The following is a 17246-nucleotide window of genomic DNA, read 5'->3' on the forward strand; positions in this document are numbered from 1 at the left end:
AGGCATAATCCGACGGAGCGCGCAATAATTCAGCGGAAGCCCGTAATAATCCGACGGAGCGCGCGCTAATTCAGCGGAAGGCAGTCATAATCCGTCGGAGCACGCATTAATTCGGCGGAAGGCAGTCATAATCCGTCGGAGCACGCATTAATTCGGCGGAAGCCCACAATAATCCGCCGGAGCACGCATTAATTCAGCGGAAGGCAGTCATAATCCGTCGGAGCACGCATTAATTCAGCTGAAACAGAATAGTAGCTCATTTCTATCAACATAAAGGAAAATTTTCAAGAAAGTTGTGGTAATATATTAGTACTGATTAACAAAACGAGGTGGGAACGCGATGATTCGACAATTGACTGAACAAGATGATGCTGTTACACAAGCATTAATTCAACAAAAACCAGCAGAAAATTTATTTATTATTGGAGATATTGAAGCCTTCGGTTATGCGCAAGATTTTCAGAAAGTATGGGGAGACTTTGACGAATATAACCAGTTGCGAGCTGTTTTATTAAAATATGAAAAAAATTACATTCCATATGCACAAGGAGCCTTTGATGCAAAAGGATTTGCGGATATTATTAATGCAGATCAAAATGCTCCGCTGCTTTCTGGATTGAAAGAAATAACGGCCCAAATCGAGCCACATTTACAAATTACATATAAAATTAAACGGGAGCTATATTATGCGAAATGCACCAATGATGCATCTTTATCAAAAATGGATACATCAGAGGTTAAGGAGATAACATATAACGAAATCGACGAATTAGGTGGATTTTTGATTCGGGTGCCGGAGTTTGATGAACTAGTATATGATCCTGAAGCCAAGCGTCGAAATCTCGACAAAGGTGTAACGCGCGGCTATTATATTGAGCGAAGCAATAAAATGGTTTCTTCTGCTTCTACAGCTGCGGAAAATAGTAGTTCAGCAATGATAGTAGCTGTTGCAACGGATCCAAGCTATAAACAACAAGGACTTGCGACAGCTTGTTTAACAAGGCTCTGTCAGGATTTATTGGCTGAAGGGAAACAACTATGTTTATTTTATGATAATCCAGATGCCGGAAAAATCTATAAGCGTCTTGGATTTCAGGATATAGGATATTGGATGATGTATCGCTAGTCGCACTTCGAGTCTGATGTTTTTACAAAAGGCCTTCAACTAATTTGCCAATCCAACCAGAAATTTTTGCTTTGATGGATTGGTTATTTAAATAACCTTCTGTAGCAGGAAAACTAGATTTAAGATCTTTTAAGAAAGCGTCTTTGATTGGAGCAATCATTTCTTTGTCACCAGACATTTTAAGGTTAATCTCTTGGTTTAAAAAAAGGCTACGCTTATCAAAATTTGCAGTTCCAAGATCAGCCCAGTTATCGTCAATTAAACTAATTTTTGCATGATAAAATCCATTGTTGTAAAAATGGACTGACCCTCCTGCCGCTAGTAATTTACGATAGTAAGGGAAAGCAGTTGGTTTAACTAGCGGATGGTCCGCTTTTGCGGGAATAAGTACGGTTACATTTATACCTTTCTCACATGCTTGTAATAAGCAATCGAAGACTCGTTTACTTGGAATAAAGTAGGGAGAACCAATGCTAATGGAGTGTTTTGCCTGCTGTAACCATTTCACTAGCAAGTCTTCTAGTTGTCCAGCTTCTGTTATGTGAATAGTAAAGCTTGTATTTCCTTTTAACGGTTTAGTCGGATTCCTCTTTAGAGCTGGTTTATTTTCTATCTCCCAGTCATAGTCGAAAATATTTTGCAATAGCAAGGCCATTTGTTTATCAACTAGTTTTATATGATAATCACGCCAATCACCTAACTTTGGGTCAGCACCTAGATATTCTTTACCAACGTTAAAGCCACCAAGATAACTAATGTTATCATCGATTATCGTTATTTTTCGATGATTTCTTCTGTTAAGGCGATAAAAGAAGAATGGAAAAGAAGGTGGATTACTTTTACGCACATGTACACCGCTAGCTCGCAAGTCTTTTATTAGCTTTCTTTTTAAGGTAATAGATCCAAACCAGTCCACATTTAATTTAACTGTCACACCAGTCTCGGCTTTTTCCTTTAGCAGTTTAAACATATCTTTACTAATTTGATCATTTCGGACAGTGAAAAAGGAGATAGAAATGCGTGTTTTCGCTTGTTTCACATCTTTAAATAATTCTTTAAAAAATATATCTCCTCTTGTAATTAGCTCATATTTAGTAGGTTCTAATGGGAAAGTAACTTTGGGAGCCTTTTTTTGAAAGTGTCTTTTTCCTATTTGAAAGTCAACCCATAGTAGAATGAGTAAAATGAATGCCCCAATGATGATACTAGACATTTTATGTCCCCCTTATTGATTCGTAGGAGTTATCTTTCCCAAAAAAGCAAAAATCATTTGCTGATCTAGAAAAAGTACATGCTTTTTTAGGAAGTATGCGTTACCATAAAAAGTAGTTGATTTAAAATGTGAAGGGATGATAAATTTATGCAAAAGCTTATATTTTTTGTGGGAGTAGCAGGCACCGGAAAAACAACGGTTGCGAAAGAAGTTGCATCATTTGTACCAAATGCATTTCTTGATCGTGATACGGTTGGTGGACGTTTTGTCGAACGTTTTTTGGATATGCAAAGAATGGATAAAAATGATCGTGATTCTGCATTTTATAAAGAGAATTTAAGAGATCTAGAATATGATACAACAATGGATATATGTATAGATAATCTAGCTGCTGGTCAGAATGTCTTTATGATTTCACCGTTTACAGCAGAGTTAAAAAATAAGCAATGGATAGAAGATGTTTTAACTAAAAGTGGCAAAACCTTTGCAGAAGTAGATGTTAAGGTCGTCGTAGTCACACTAGGGGATATAGAGACGCAGCGCGCTCGTATTGAAGAACGAGGTACCATTCGTGATACATGGAAGCTTGATAATTGGGATAGTTATGAAACACGAGTAGACTTTGTCCCAACAATTAACTGGGCAATTCCTACTGAAAACATTCACATATTTGATAATTCTGGAACCTTAACAGAAGCTAAAGTTAAGAAAGTAGTCGATTTTATAAGCTAGTTGGAAGTGAGTTGATCGAAATTCCCTCTCTTTTAAAAAAGGAATGGCGGTAAATATTGCATTTTGATTTTCATACCAATATAATGTATTGGAGACAATTCAGATTCATGTTTTACTTGAAGAAGAAGAGTCTGCTTATAAAAGAGTATCATCATGCCATTCGAAAAAATGTTTAATAGATGCTGATGCGTTTGCTAACATATAAACAGAAAATAATATGATAAAAGGGAGTGCTTTGACGGTGAGCTTCGATAAATATAGCCGCGAAGAATTACAAGAGCTATCAATGGTTAATTTAGCAACAATGGTATTAAAAAAAGAGAATAAAGCGATGCCTTATCAGGAGATTTATGATCAGGTTATTGAATTAAAAGGTTTTAATGATGTAATGAAAAAGGAATATTATGCACAATTTTATACAGACTTAAATGTTGATGGCCGATTTTTAACAATTGGATCTGGTCTATGGGGGCTAAGAGATTGGTATCCTATGGAAAAAATTGAAGAAGAAATTACAGCAGTACCTAAGAAAAAGAAGAAAAAGAAAGCTGCTGCCAAGAAGAAAAAAGCTGTAGTTGAAGAAGAGGATCTTACAGAAATAGATCTTGATTTTGAACAAACAGATTTTGATGAAAGTGATAATGAAGATGATGATGAATCATATGATGACGATGAAGATATAGATGTAGACTTTGACGATGATGACGAAGAAGATGACGACGACAGTGACGAAGAAGATGAGAAAGATAAAAAAAAGAAATAGTCACTAAAATTGCACTTGACTTTTGATAGTGGAATGCGTACAATTTTATTCGGGCTCCATTATTTATTTAAATAATAGAAATAGCGTCCCCCTATTAATAGGGGGACGCTTTTGTTTTTTTATGCACTTATGTCCATAAATTATTTTGTTCAATAGATTTTTTTGTATTGGAACGCCAATAAAATCACACATTAACCAAAAAGGAAGAGGGATGTAAGGTGACTAAATATATTTTTGTTACAGGTGGTGTTGTGTCGTCAATAGGAAAAGGTATTGCGGCAGCTTCATTAGGACGTTTATTAAAAAATAGAGGATTAAGTGTAACGATTCAGAAATTTGATCCGTATATTAATGTTGATCCAGGAACAATGAGTCCTTATCAGCACGGAGAAGTTTTTGTTACAGAAGACGGTGCAGAGACAGATCTGGATTTAGGTCACTATGAACGTTTTATTGACATTAATTTAAATAAATATAGCAACGTAACCACTGGTAAGATTTATTCTACTGTTATAAAAAAAGAACGTCGCGGGGATTATCTAGGTGGTACGGTACAAGTAATTCCACATATTACGAATGAAATTAAGGAAAAGGTTTTTCAATCTGGTAAACAAACAAATGCTGATGTTGTTATTACCGAAATTGGAGGTACTGTTGGAGATATCGAATCCTTACCGTTTTTGGAAGCTATCCGTCAAATAAAAAGTGATATTGGAAAAGAAAATGTCATGTACATCCATACAACATTAGTGCCATACATCAAAGCAGCTGGTGAATTAAAAACAAAACCAACGCAGCATAGTGTAAAAGAATTGCGCTCTTTGGGAATTCAACCAGATGTCATTATTCTTCGTACAGAAATGAAGATCACGCAAGATATGAAAGATAAGATCGCTCTATTCTGTGATATTGATGCTGGATCTGTAATTGAATCAACTGACGCTGAGACACTTTATCATGTGCCATTAGCTTTACAAGCACAGCATCTTGACCAAATTACATGTGACCATTTTGGTTTAGATTGTCCACCAGCAGACATGACCGAATGGAATGACTTAGCCGAAAAGGTTAGAAACTTATCAAAAACAGTTACAATTGGATTAGTAGGAAAGTATGTTGAATTACCAGATGCGTATATCTCTGTAGTTGAGGCATTAAAACATGCAGGCTATAGCTATGATTCCGATGTTTGCGTTCGATGGATTGATTCTGAAGGTTTACATGCTGAAAATGCAGCGGAATTACTTTCTGATGTCGATGGTATTCTAGTCCCAGGAGGATTTGGTGATCGTGGGATTGAAGGTAAAATTGAGGCAATTCGTTATGCTAGGGAATCTAAGATACCGTTTTTAGGAATTTGCTTAGGTATGCAGTTAGCGACAGTTGAATTTGCACGTAATGTACTTGGATTCGATGGTGCGCATTCTGCCGAAATTGATCCAAATACGCCTTACCCTATTATCGATTTATTACCAGAACAAAAAGATGTTTCTGATATGGGTGGAACACTTCGATTAGGTGTCTATCCATGTCGCTTAAAAGAGGGTACAAAAACGAGAGAGGCATACGAAAATGAAGATGTTATTTATGAGCGTCATCGCCACCGTTTTGAATTTAATAATGAGTACAGAGAAAAAATGGAGGAAAAAGGATTTATCTTTTCCGGTACAAGCCCAGATGGTAAACTTATTGAAACGATCGAGCTTGCAGATCATCCATGGTTTATAGCATCGCAGTTCCATCCGGAATTTAAATCTCGTCCGACTCGTCCACAACGTTTGTTTTATGGATTCATTGGAGCTTCAGTAGCGCAACAAAATCAGTAATATGGAAAGTCGACATGGTTTAACCATGTCGACTTTTTTTAGTAGTATACATATAGAATAAGTAGAGAATACAAAGAAAAAATGGTATCTTTATACAATGATTATACAAATTAAGTTTAAAAAGCAGGAATAATATCAGAGGCATAGAAATATATAGTATATAATGGTTATTTTAGTTAGCCTGTTTTTTTCATTTTTATTATACTATGATGTAAATTGTGATACTAGATAGAGAGGTGGATTACGATGACGCGAACAGTTTTGATCGTAGATGATCAACTAGGAATACGATTATTATTAGAAGAAATAGTAAAAGGTGAGGGTTATAAGGCTATTAGTTGTGCAAATGGTCAACAAGCATTAGATTTTGTGGAACAAGCACCACCAGATTTAATAGTAATTGATTTTCGTTTACCGATAATTGATGGTGCCACTGTTATCGAAAAACTAGAGGAAAGTGGAAAATATATTCCGACAATAATGATGAGTGGTTTAGCGGAGCAAGCAAAGAATAAAACAAAAGATTTTTCATCTGTAAAAGAAGTTTTCTCAAAACCATTTAATATAGAAGATGCAAGATTTCATATTAATCGATTATTAACTAAAACATAGGTATATTTAATGGATATTTTTTCAATATAATTAAAAAAATGGGTTATAAAATGATAACCTTCATATAAATGACAAATTAATTCAATAGAAAACGTTTACATATGTAAGATTTGTTGCACCTTCTTCATGAAATTGGTATTCTTATAAAGTACCCAATCATCAAAACATATTTGACTGGCTATAGGGAATATTATATTTACTAAACTTTATTAGGAGGAATAATTATGCCATTAGTATCAATGAAAGAAATGTTAGACACAGCAAATGAAAAACGTTATGCAGTTGGCCAATTTAATATTAACAACTTGGAGTATATTCAAGCTATCTTACAAGCTGCTGAAGATGAAAAATCTCCAGTTATTCTAGGGGTTTCTGAAGGCGCTGGAAAATACATGGGTGGTTACAGTGTTGTTGTTGCAATGGTTGATGCGACAATGAAAGCTCAAGGAACAACAGTACCAGTTGCGATCCACTTAGACCACGGTCAAACATTTGAGTCATGTGCTAAAGCAATCCATGCTGGTTTCACATCAGTTATGATTGATGCTTCTCACCATCCATTTGAAGAAAATGTTGCGTTAACTTCTAAAGTGGTTGAACTTGCACATTTCCATGGTGTTTCTGTTGAAGCAGAAGTTGGAACTGTTGGTGGAACAGAAGACGGTGTTACAGGTGGCATCATGTATGCTGATACTGCGGAGTGTAAAGAGCTAGTAGAACGTACTGGAATTGATTGTCTTGCTCCAGCTCTAGGTTCTGTCCACGGTGCATATGAAGGTGAACCAAACCTAGGATTCAAAGAAATGGAAGAAATTAACGTAGTTGCTGGAGTACCACTAGTACTTCACGGTGGAACTGGTATCCCTACAGCAGACATCAAAAAAGCAATTTCTTATGGTACATCTAAAATTAACGTGAACACAGAAAATCAAATTCAACAAACACAAAAAGTACGTGATGTTTTGGCTGCAAATCCTGACATGATTGACCCACGTAAATACTTAGGACCAGGACGCGATGCGATTAAAGCAACAGTAATCGGTAAAATGCGTGAATTTGGTTCATCTAACCAAGCATAATAGTGAAGAAAAAGCCATCCTAAGCGGGTGGTTTTTTTGGTTTTATTAAAGAAATATAACCTTCACTCTCGCATACCTTTTTAATAAAATATCTGGATAGGGTGGATAGATAGCCCAATTGTTAGTATAATAGGAATTGTGTTAGTAAAAATTATGCATGTTTTCGGGGAAAATGTGTACGATAAGAAGAATACAATCATTATTTATATAAACAATAGATAAAGCGAGGAATGCAAAAATGCAAAAACTATATGTGCAGGGCGGTACTCCTCTCAATGGAAAAGTGCGGATCAGTGGTGCGAAAAATAGTGCGGTGGCATTGTTGCCAGCAGCTATTTTAGCTGATTCTAAAGTTATTATTGAGGGTTTGCCGAAAATCTCTGACGTCGGTATATTAGGCGAGTTATTAGAAGAAATTGGTGGAGAAGTATCGTGGCATGGACAGACTGTACATATTGATCCTTCGAATATGACATCCATGCCATTACCGAACGGAAAAGTAAAAAAACTAAGAGCTTCCTATTATTTTATGGGCGCTATGTTAGGACGTTTTAAGAAAGCAGTAATTGGCTTACCAGGTGGCTGTCATATTGGACCACGCCCAATTGATCAGCATATTAAAGGGTTTGAAGCACTTGGAGCAAAAGTTACAAATGAACAGGGCGCAATCTATTTACGTGCTGATGAACTAAAAGGTGCACGCATTTACCTTGATGTTGTTAGTGTAGGTGCGACAATCAATATAATGTTAGCAGCTGTAAAAGCAAAAGGGAAAACAATTATTGAGAATGCAGCACGCGAACCAGAAATTATCGATGTGGCTACATTGCTTACTAGTATGGGTGCAAGAATTAAAGGTGCAGGAACAGATGTTATTCGAATTGAAGGTGTGGATTCTCTAACGGGTTGTATGCATACTATTATTCCTGATCGAATAGAAGCAGGAACCTATACCATTATGGCGGCAGCACAGGGGGAGAAAGTGTTGATTGATAATGTTATTCCACAACACTTAGAGCCATTACTCGCTAAACTTCGTGAAATGGGTGTTCAAATTGAAGAAGGGGAAGAACAGTTACTGATCACTCGATCAAAAGACCTAAAGAGTGTTGATATCAAAACTCTGGTACATCCAGGCTTTCCTACCGATTTACAGCAACCTTTTACATCGTTGTTAACGAGTTCAACTGGAACAGGTGTTGTAACGGATACAATTTATCAAGCGCGTTTTAAACACATAGATGAGCTCCGTAGAATGAATGCACAGATAAAAGTTGAAGGAAGTTCAGCAATTGTTTCAGGTCCTGTTCAATTAGAAGGAGCAAAAGTGAAGGCTAGTGACCTTCGCGCTGGTGCAGCCCTAATTGTCGCAGGTTTGATGGCGAATGGTATAACAGAAATAACAGGATTAGAACATATTGATCGTGGTTATGAAGAGTTAACAGAGAAACTGACTAAATTAGGCGCGATTATTTGGCGTGAAGAGATGACAGATAGTGAAATTGAACAATTTCAAAACTCATAAATACAATGAAAAGAGTAAACAGGAAGCTAGTAACTAAAATATGCTTCCTGTATTTTTTTCCAAATCCTCTTAATATTACTACCTCAAAAACGCTTCTTAATTTTATTTTTTTGCAATAATCTAGTCAACTTGTGCTAAAATAAAATTATAGATTGAATAATCTATAATAAAAAGGTACGATATAAGAGGTTTAAGTATTTAAGAAAAGGGTATCCTTTGTAGCAATGAACAAACTTCTATTCTATCTTTAAGAGTTGAATCTATTTTTTACTCCCATAAAGACGGTCTACTAGCTAGATATAACAATGAATTCCTTCGCCTAACTTCTTGAATAAATGTGTAAAAAACCAGATGCTTTCTACGCTGCATACATATTTCACAGCAGGATATTTACACAACTTAGCAGACTTCAAATACAAGAAGTATCCAAAGAATTAAGTAGCTTCTATATAATAAAGGAATAATTTTTTACAGTTGAATAGATTACAGGATGGACATGCTTGTTTATTTATAATTAAGATGGCCATGTTGTGTGTTTAAATAATTAAATAGGTGTGGTGATTGTGTGAACGAAGTAACTATTTCTCAATTAGAGACCATGACATTGAAAGACCTTTATACTCAGGCAAAAGAGTTTAAAGTATCTTACTATGCCAAATTAACAAAAAAAGAATTAATATTCGCAATTTTGAAGGCACAAGCTGAAAAAGGTGGATATTTATTCATGGATGGTGTGTTAGAAATAATTCCATCAGAAGGATTTGGTTTTCTACGACCAATTAATTATTCTCCAAGTGCAGAAGATATTTATATCTCAGCATCTCAAATACGTCGATTTGACTTACGAAACGGTGATAAAGTTTCTGGTAAGGTACGACCACCAAAAGAAAATGAACGTTATTATGGATTGTTACATGTTGATGCTGTAAACGGAGAAAATCCTGAAATGGCAAAAGAAAGGGTCCATTTTCCGGCGCTTACTGCTTTATATCCGAATCGTTTAATGAATTTAGAGACCGATGAAAAAGCAATATCAACGCGAATTATGGATTTAATAACGCCTGTAGGGTTTGGGCAGCGTGGACTTATTGTTGCACCACCAAAAGCTGGTAAAACGATGTTATTAACTCAAATTGCGAATAGTATAACGAAAAATCATCCGGATGCTAAACTGATAATTTTATTAGTTGACGAACGTCCAGAAGAAGTTACAGATATTGAGCGTTCCGTTCATCCTAATGTGGATGTTGTAAGTTCGACCTTTGATGAAGTTCCTGAAAATCATATTAAAGTATCTGAACTTGTTTTAGAGCGGGCAATGCGTCTTGTTGAGCATAAAAAGGATGTCATTATCTTAATGGATAGTATCACGCGCTTAGCTAGGGCATATAACCTAGTTATTCCTCCAAGCGGTCGTACCTTATCAGGTGGTATTGATCCAGCTGCATTTCATAGACCGAAACGATTCTTCGGTGCTGCACGTAATATTGAAGAAGGTGGTAGTTTCACTATCTTAGCAACTGCTTTAGTCGAAACAGGTTCACGGATGGATGATGTTATTTATGAAGAATTCAAAGGTACTGGTAATATGGAACTACATCTAGATAGATCATTGGCACAACGCCGTATCTTCCCGGCGATTGATATTTTGCCTTCTGGTACAAGAAAAGAGGAACTGTTATTACCACAAGCGCAACTGGATATACTATGGGCTGTGCGTAAATCGATGCAGGACTCATCTGATTTCTTAGATCGCTTCTTACGAAAGATTCGTTCAACCAAAACAAACTTAGAGTTTTACGAGCAGTTAGAGACAGAAATGAAACGAAAAGGAACGATGAAGAAGTAATCCTAGTAAAAAATAAAACTAGCTATTGCAAACGGCAAATCAGACTGTTATAATCTTTCAGTGTGAGTTCTAAAAAAATATGTATATTAACAGTTTTTAAAATTGTGTAATATAGCTAAATAATAACTCTGTTTCTAAGGGATTCAGGGCAGAAGGAGTGGAACAATATGAAAGAGGGCATTCATCCAGAATACAAAAAAGTTGTATTTCTTGATACAAGTTCTGATTACAAATTTCTTAGTGGATCAACGAAATCTTCCGACGAGACAATCGAATGGGAAGACGGTAACACATACCCGTTAATCCGTGTAGAGGTAAGTTCAGATTCTCATCCTTTCTATACTGGTAAACAAAAAGCAGATAAAGCTGGCGGCCGTGTAGATCGCTTTAAGAAAAAATATAAGCTTAACTAAGTCACTTCATTGTGCTAGTTAGAGTAAGAAGCCATTCTTCATTTTGAAGGGTGGCTTATCTTAACTAATGTTGACGAGAAAACAGGCGAATTATCTTCTTTTGCCTGTTTTTTTCTTTTTAAATAGTGTGTAAAAATGAAAAAAGCCTTTGTTACAAGAGCAATGAACAAAATAGATTGAATATGTATATAATGCTACTAGATGTTCTCTAATACAGCTTGTGTTACATATGAAAGGAGAAAATCACACGTGTATGTTATGAAGCAAAGTGGATGGGTAGAACTCATCTGTGGTAGTATGTTTTCAGGGAAATCAGAGGAACTTATTCGACGTGTCAGAAGAGCGACATATGGTAATTTATCTGTTCGAGTTTTTAAACCAGCTATTGATGATCGGTATGCAAAAGAATCCGTCGTCTCTCACAATGGAAATACTATTTTAGCTCGCCCAGTTTCATGCGCTGACGATATTATCGCTGAAATGGATGACTCAATTGATGTTGTAGGTATCGATGAGGTTCAATTTTTTGATGATAAAATTGTTGAGATAATAGATGAATTAGCCAATCATGGTCACCGTGTAATTGTTGCTGGTTTAGACACTGATTTTCGTGGGGAGCCATTTGGTCCTGTTCCGGCGATAATGGCATTAAGTGAATCCGTCTCTAAATTAAATGCTATTTGCCCTATTTGTGGCTCACCTGCAAGTAGAACGCAACGTTTAATCGATGATTTACCTGCCTCTTATGATGATCCAATTATTTTAGTTGGTGCTTCAGAATCGTATGAACCACGCTGCCGCCATCACCACGAAGTTCCAAATAAGCCAAAACAATTACTAAATATAAAAACTTCAGAAAAAACATCTGAATAATGCTAAAGCACCGTCCATGTACGGTGCTTTTTAGTCGATATTTTTATGATGTAACTCTATCACTAATTGAAGATTAAGGCGAAGCGTGGCGATAATTCGATGGAAGGCAGCGGTAATCCGGCGGAGCACGCGATAATTCGACGGAAGGAAGCATTAATTCGGCGGAGCACGCAATAATCCGACGGAGCGAAGCGTTAATTCGGCGGAGCACGCGATAATCCGACGGAAGGAAGCATTAATTCGGCGGAGCACGCGATAATTCGGCGGAGCGAAGCATTAATTCGGCGGAGCACGCAATAATCCGACGGAGCGAAGCGTTAATTCGGCGGAGCACGCGATAATCCGACGAAGCGAAGCGTTAATCCGTCGGACCACCGCAGTAATCCGACGAACCATTCAAAAGTGCGCTATATAAAATTAAAACCTGTCTAGAGCTATTTTGAAACTTTGACTCGGGATATCACCTATACTATAATGAAAAGTATTGTATAATAAATAAGAACGTGCTTTGGAAAAGAAAAAAGAGGTGAATTGCATGCTTGATAAATTACAATCATTAGAAGATCGTTATGAGAAATTAAATGAACTATTAAGTGATCCTGAGATAATTAATGATACGAAGAAACTAAGAGATTACTCAAAAGAACAATCTGACTTAACAGATATTATTGAAGTTTATCGCCAATATAAAGACGTGTCGACAGAACTGCAGGATGCAAAGGTAATGCTTGAGGAAAAATTAGATGCAGATATGCAGGACATGGTCAAAATGGAAATTTCAGAATTAGAAGATCAATTACCAGAATTAGAGGAAAAGTTAAAACTGTTATTACTTCCTAAAGATCCAAATGATGATAAGAGTGTTATTATGGAAATTCGTGGTGCAGCTGGTGGGGATGAAGCAGCATTATTTGCAGCTGATTTATACCGGATGTATGCTCGATTTGCTGAGTCACAAGGTTGGAAGATGGATGTGATGGAATCAAGCTCATCAGGAGTTGGTGGCTATAAAGAGATTATCTTTATGATTAATGGTAAAGGTGCCTATTCCAAGTTAAAATATGAAAATGGTGCCCATCGTGTACAACGTGTACCAGATACAGAGTCAGGTGGACGAATTCATACATCAACTGCAACTGTTGTAGCCATGCCAGAAGCGGAAGAAGTAGAAGTAGATGTACATGAAAAGGATATTCGTGTCGATACATTTACGTCTAGTGGACCAGGCGGACAGAGTGTTAATACAACAATGTCAGCAGTAAGACTAACGCATATGCCTACAGGTACAGTTGTTTCGATTCAAGATGAAAAGTCGCAAATAAAGAACAAAGAAAAAGCGATGAAAATTTTGCGCGCTCGTATTTATGATAAAGTCCGTCAAGAAGCACAAGCAGAATATGACCAAACACGTAAGTCTGCTGTTGGTTCAGGAGATCGTTCAGAACGAATTCGCACATATAATTTTCCGCAAAACCGTGTGACAGATCACCGCATAGGTTTAACTATTCAAAAACTTGATCAAGTTTTAGAAGGTAAACTAATGGAAGTAGTCGATGCGTTGATTATGGAAGAGCAAACAAATAAAATGGAACAAATAGGTGAATAACAAATGAAACAGCCTAACTTACAAGAAGTCCTTCGTTGGGCTTCTCTTTTTTTAGAAGAACATAATCGTGAACCACGCGTCGCAGAAATTCTTTTACTACATCATTTAAATTATACGAAATCACAACTTTTAATGAACTTACGCGAACCAATTTCTACTAAGCAATATCACGCTTATCAACAGGATATACACAAACACACAGACACAGGGATTCCAGTTCAACATATAATTGGTTCAGAGTATTTTTATGGACGGAACTTTCATGTAACAAAAGATGTCCTAATTCCAAGACCAGAAACAGAAGAATTGGTGTTAGGTGTTCTTGAACGAACGAAACAAATGAAACGACCAATCAAAGTAGCGGATATTGGAACAGGCAGCGGGATTATTGCAATTACATTAAAGTTGGAAGATCCAACGTTACAAGTAGAAGCATGTGATATTTCAGTAGCGGCGCAGGAAATAGCAGCCAATAATGCAATGCGCTTAGATGCGGAGGTAACGTTTCACCAAAGTGATTTTTTGCAAAAGTGGATAGACAATGGGGAAACGGTAGATGTCATTGTCTCTAATCCCCCTTATATTGCCTGGGAAGAAAAAGAGACGTTAGCAGATACGGTTAGAAATTTCGATCCAGAGCTAGCTTTGTTTGCAAAAGCTAACGGGCTTTTTGCTTATCAACAAATTATAAATCAAGCTAAAATTGTGTTATCCACATGTGGATTACTTGCATTTGAAATAGGTTATCAACAAGCTGCACAGATTAAGAAACTTATTTTGCATGCATTTCCTGATAGTGAGGTAGAAATCTGCCAAGATATAAACGGGCGTGATCGCATGATTTTCGTAACCTTAACAAGGAGCAAATTAAACGGTAGTCCTAAAATATAAATTTAAGAGATTACTAGTTTAAAGAAAGAGTAACATGCCCATACTAATGCTAAGAAGCAATTAGGGGGCTATTACAAATGAAAAAAATCATACCTATTATTGGACTTTTAGCAGTGTGTATTACACTATTTTCTATGCAAACTTTTGTCAGCGGGGAAGAAACTGTATCAGAAGAAGCTTATCAGGTCATTCCGGACGAGGCGATACGATTAAGAATCCTTGCCAATAGTGATCAAGATAAAGATCAACAGATAAAAAGGTTGGTACGCGATGAAGTAAATGAAGAAATTACGACATGGGTAGAAGACCTGGATGATATTGATGTAGCACGTGAGTTGATTGAGTCTCGACTAGATAAGATTGAAGAGATAGTAAGGAACACGTTGCAAGCGGAAGGGATAGAGATGTCATCCGAGGTATCATACGGCAAGAACGTCAATTTTCCTGATAAAGTATACGGATCTTATGTTTATCCTGCGGGAGAATATGAAGCTATTATGATAACGTTAGGTGAAGGGAAAGGCGCGAATTGGTGGTGTGTACTGTTTCCACCCTTGTGTTTTCTAGATTTTTCTAATGGGACTAGTGTTGCAGCTGCAGAAGAAAAGGATGAACCAGAAGAAAAAGAGGAAGAGGACGTAGAAGTAAAGTTCTTTTTATTCGAATGGTTTAGGTTTAGTTAAATAGGTATAATTCCTTTTTTCTCTCATAAACTGATAGAAAACTAGATTCAATTAGGAGATGATAGGAATGGAATGTCTTTCAACACGCGTAGCAGATCATGCAGTAGTGGATGATTTTTTTCAAGATAAGTGGCCTGACGGGCTAAATGAACAAGAAATATGGGAATCTGGCTATCTAGTAAAAAATGAAGATGAACAAGTTGCATATGCTTTCTTCATGTTACAACCAGTAGAAGAGAATGCGTTTTGGTTAAAAAACTTCTATATTAAACAGGTGTTAGCACCATCATATATATTGGGACTAATAGAGGTTTGTATAGAAGTAGCACGAAAGAAAGAAGCAAGTAAACTCTATGTGCATAGTCAGCAAAAGACAATAAGAGATTTAGTTGAACAACTTGGTTTTGAATTAATTGATGAACCAGCATTTCAGCGAGAATCAACAGGAGAATGGTGGATGCTTCCTGTTGATAAATGAAGATTCTATCAACAGGTGTGGATAAACCCTGTTGATAATGTGTGTATAATATGAAGTGCTTGTTAATAATGTCAATTTTATATAAACTAAGTAAATGTACGGTAAATAAAGAGTTTTGAATTGTGGACAGAAAGTTGATATGTGGATAACTTGTATATAAATTGTATACAACTTGTGGGTAAACTGTTAATAGTGAAAGGGATTATGATGAAGACAAAATACTGGAAAGCAACAGAAATAGATAGAGAAGGACAACAAGCAATCAGTGAAGCTGCAAACTTATTAAAGCAACAAGAAGTTGTTGCTTTTCCAACAGAAACCGTTTATGGATTAGGTGCGGATGCAACGAGTAATCAAGCAGTCAGCAATATATTTGCAGCAAAAGGGCGACCATCAGATAATCCGTTGATCGTCCATCTTGCTAGTCCAGAACAAATTGGAGAATATGTTACAACGATTACACCTATTGCAAAAAAACTGATAGAGGCGTTTATGCCAGGACCACTTACTATCATTCTGACGAGTAATGGAAAGATTGCAGAAAATGTTACAGCTGGATTAGATACAATTGGGATCCGAATTCCTGATCATAGGGTAGCTAGAGCATTATTAGCGGAAACAAATTTACCGGTTGCAGCACCAAGTGCAAATACATCTGGAAAGCCAAGTCCTACAAGCGCTGTACATGTGTACAATGATTTGAACGGAAAAATTGCTGGGATTATTGATGGCGGTCCAACTGGTGTTGGTCTGGAGTCAACGGTGGTAGATTGTACGATGGAAGTGCCTGTCGTGTTGCGTCCTGGTGGCATAACCCAGGAACAATTAGAAGAAGTGACTGGAGCGCTTGTCTTAGATCATTCGATTAAAAAAGAAGATCAGCCTAAAGCGCCTGGAATGAAATATAATCATTACGAACCGGAAGTACCTTTATATCTAGTTGATGGTGATGTAACTTTTTTTCAATCACAGATTGATCAACTTGAATTAGAAGGGAAAAAAGTTGGTGTCATGGTAAGCGAAGAGCTAGTAGCAAACTTAACGACATCTCATATGAAAATTATCGGTACACAGGCAGACTTAACAACTGTCGCTGTGCATCTTTATGATACATTGCGTTCTTTTAACAAAACAGATGTGGATGTTATTCTATCTGAAGTTTATCCAAAAGCTGGAGTAGGTGAAGCCATTATGAATCGATTAGAAAAAGCGGCAAGTCAATTGATTAAGCAATAACGCGTTAGGTGGCTAGAAATAGTTCACTTTTCGCTTGTGAAAACTTAAATGAGTAAGTGAACTAGCATACCAATTCGTATATGGGTATGCTAGTTTTTGTGTATTTTAGAACAAATTCTGAACGTGAAACAGGAATTTAAGGCTTGATAAACTTAAGAAGTCTCACAATCAAAAGTTGAAGTTGACCACGTTCTCCTCATTGCGTTTCATCTTTCGAAATTGATAGAAAATGTGACGTAGTGGAACTTTCTTACCCGCTACGTCAGCAAACGATCTTGCTGGGGCGAGTAATCGCAGCCCCAAATGGATTCCCTTTCCATGGACACAGTATGGATAGAAAA

16 protein-coding genes are annotated in these 17246 nt (G+C 36.7%); 15 read left to right on the forward strand and 1 reads right to left on the reverse strand.

Annotated elements, in window-relative coordinates; genetic code table 11:
* The first annotated feature begins 340 nt into the window (after positions 1–340).
* Positions 341–1126, forward strand: a complete 786-nt coding sequence (locus D2K62_RS12490; protein WP_117149583.1) for a GNAT family N-acetyltransferase — start codon at positions 341–343, stop codon at positions 1124–1126.
* 22 nt (positions 1127–1148) lie between these two features.
* On the opposite strand, the gene D2K62_RS12495 is transcribed toward D2K62_RS12490, so the two are convergent.
* Positions 1149–2339: a phospholipase D-like domain-containing protein gene (locus D2K62_RS12495; protein ID WP_117161563.1), complete on the reverse strand. Its 1191-nt coding sequence runs from the start codon at positions 2337–2339 to the stop codon at positions 1149–1151.
* 147 nt (positions 2340–2486) lie between these two features.
* Between D2K62_RS12495 and D2K62_RS12500 the strand changes: the two genes are divergently transcribed.
* From D2K62_RS12500 to D2K62_RS12565, 14 genes are all read left to right on the forward strand, one after another.
* Positions 2487–3071, forward strand: coding sequence for a P-loop nucleotide/nucleoside kinase family protein (locus D2K62_RS12500; protein WP_117161564.1), 585 nt, complete (start codon positions 2487–2489; stop codon positions 3069–3071).
* Between the two features lie 241 nt (positions 3072–3312).
* Complete coding sequence (gene rpoE, locus D2K62_RS12505) at positions 3313–3834, forward strand: DNA-directed RNA polymerase subunit delta (RefSeq protein ID WP_112182221.1); 522 nt, start codon at positions 3313–3315, stop codon at positions 3832–3834.
* A gap of 218 nt (positions 3835–4052) precedes the next feature.
* The gene (locus D2K62_RS12510; protein WP_117161565.1) at positions 4053–5660 is read left to right on the forward strand and encodes a CTP synthase; all 1608 of its coding nucleotides are present in this window, start codon (positions 4053–4055) and stop codon (positions 5658–5660) included.
* A gap of 246 nt (positions 5661–5906) precedes the next feature.
* Positions 5907–6272 carry a response regulator gene (locus D2K62_RS12515; protein ID WP_112182217.1) on the forward strand — a complete coding sequence of 122 codons (366 nt, stop codon included), beginning with the start codon at positions 5907–5909 and terminating at the stop codon, positions 6270–6272.
* A gap of 224 nt (positions 6273–6496) precedes the next feature.
* Positions 6497–7351 carry a class II fructose-1,6-bisphosphate aldolase gene (gene fba, locus D2K62_RS12520; RefSeq protein WP_112182216.1) on the forward strand — a complete coding sequence of 285 codons (855 nt, stop codon included), beginning with the start codon at positions 6497–6499 and terminating at the stop codon, positions 7349–7351.
* Between the two features lie 238 nt (positions 7352–7589).
* Positions 7590–8876 (forward strand): UDP-N-acetylglucosamine 1-carboxyvinyltransferase, encoded by a 1287-nt coding sequence (locus D2K62_RS12525; RefSeq protein ID WP_112182215.1) that lies wholly within the window; start codon positions 7590–7592, stop codon positions 8874–8876.
* Between the two features lie 565 nt (positions 8877–9441).
* Entirely contained in the window at positions 9442–10725 is a 1284-nt protein-coding gene (gene rho / locus D2K62_RS12530; RefSeq protein ID WP_117161566.1) for a transcription termination factor Rho, read from the forward strand.
* A 167-nt stretch (positions 10726–10892) separates the two neighbouring features.
* Positions 10893–11138: a type B 50S ribosomal protein L31 gene (locus tag D2K62_RS12535; protein WP_112182213.1), complete on the forward strand. Its 246-nt coding sequence runs from the start codon at positions 10893–10895 to the stop codon at positions 11136–11138.
* A 249-nt stretch (positions 11139–11387) separates the two neighbouring features.
* Positions 11388–12011 (forward strand): thymidine kinase, encoded by a 624-nt coding sequence (locus D2K62_RS12540; protein WP_112182212.1) that lies wholly within the window; start codon positions 11388–11390, stop codon positions 12009–12011.
* Between the two features lie 535 nt (positions 12012–12546).
* Positions 12547–13617, forward strand: coding sequence for a peptide chain release factor 1 (prfA, locus tag D2K62_RS12545; RefSeq protein WP_112182211.1), 1071 nt, complete (start codon positions 12547–12549; stop codon positions 13615–13617).
* Between the two features lie 3 nt (positions 13618–13620).
* Entirely contained in the window at positions 13621–14508 is an 888-nt protein-coding gene (prmC, locus tag D2K62_RS12550) for a peptide chain release factor N(5)-glutamine methyltransferase (RefSeq protein WP_112182210.1), read from the forward strand.
* 77 nt (positions 14509–14585) lie between these two features.
* Positions 14586–15191, forward strand: coding sequence for a stage II sporulation protein R (gene spoIIR, locus D2K62_RS12555; protein WP_117161567.1), 606 nt, complete (start codon positions 14586–14588; stop codon positions 15189–15191).
* Positions 15192–15258: 67 nt separating this feature from the next.
* Positions 15259–15669 (forward strand): GNAT family N-acetyltransferase, encoded by a 411-nt coding sequence (locus D2K62_RS12560; RefSeq protein WP_117161568.1) that lies wholly within the window; start codon positions 15259–15261, stop codon positions 15667–15669.
* 207 nt (positions 15670–15876) lie between these two features.
* Entirely contained in the window at positions 15877–16905 is a 1029-nt protein-coding gene (locus D2K62_RS12565) for an L-threonylcarbamoyladenylate synthase (protein ID WP_117161569.1), read from the forward strand.
* The last annotated feature ends 341 nt before the right edge of the window (positions 16906–17246 follow it).

This window comes from Paraliobacillus sp. X-1268 (assembly GCF_003426095.1).
In the GTDB taxonomy this organism is placed as follows: Bacteria; Bacillota; Bacilli; order Bacillales; family Amphibacillaceae; genus Paraliobacillus_A; species Paraliobacillus_A zengyii.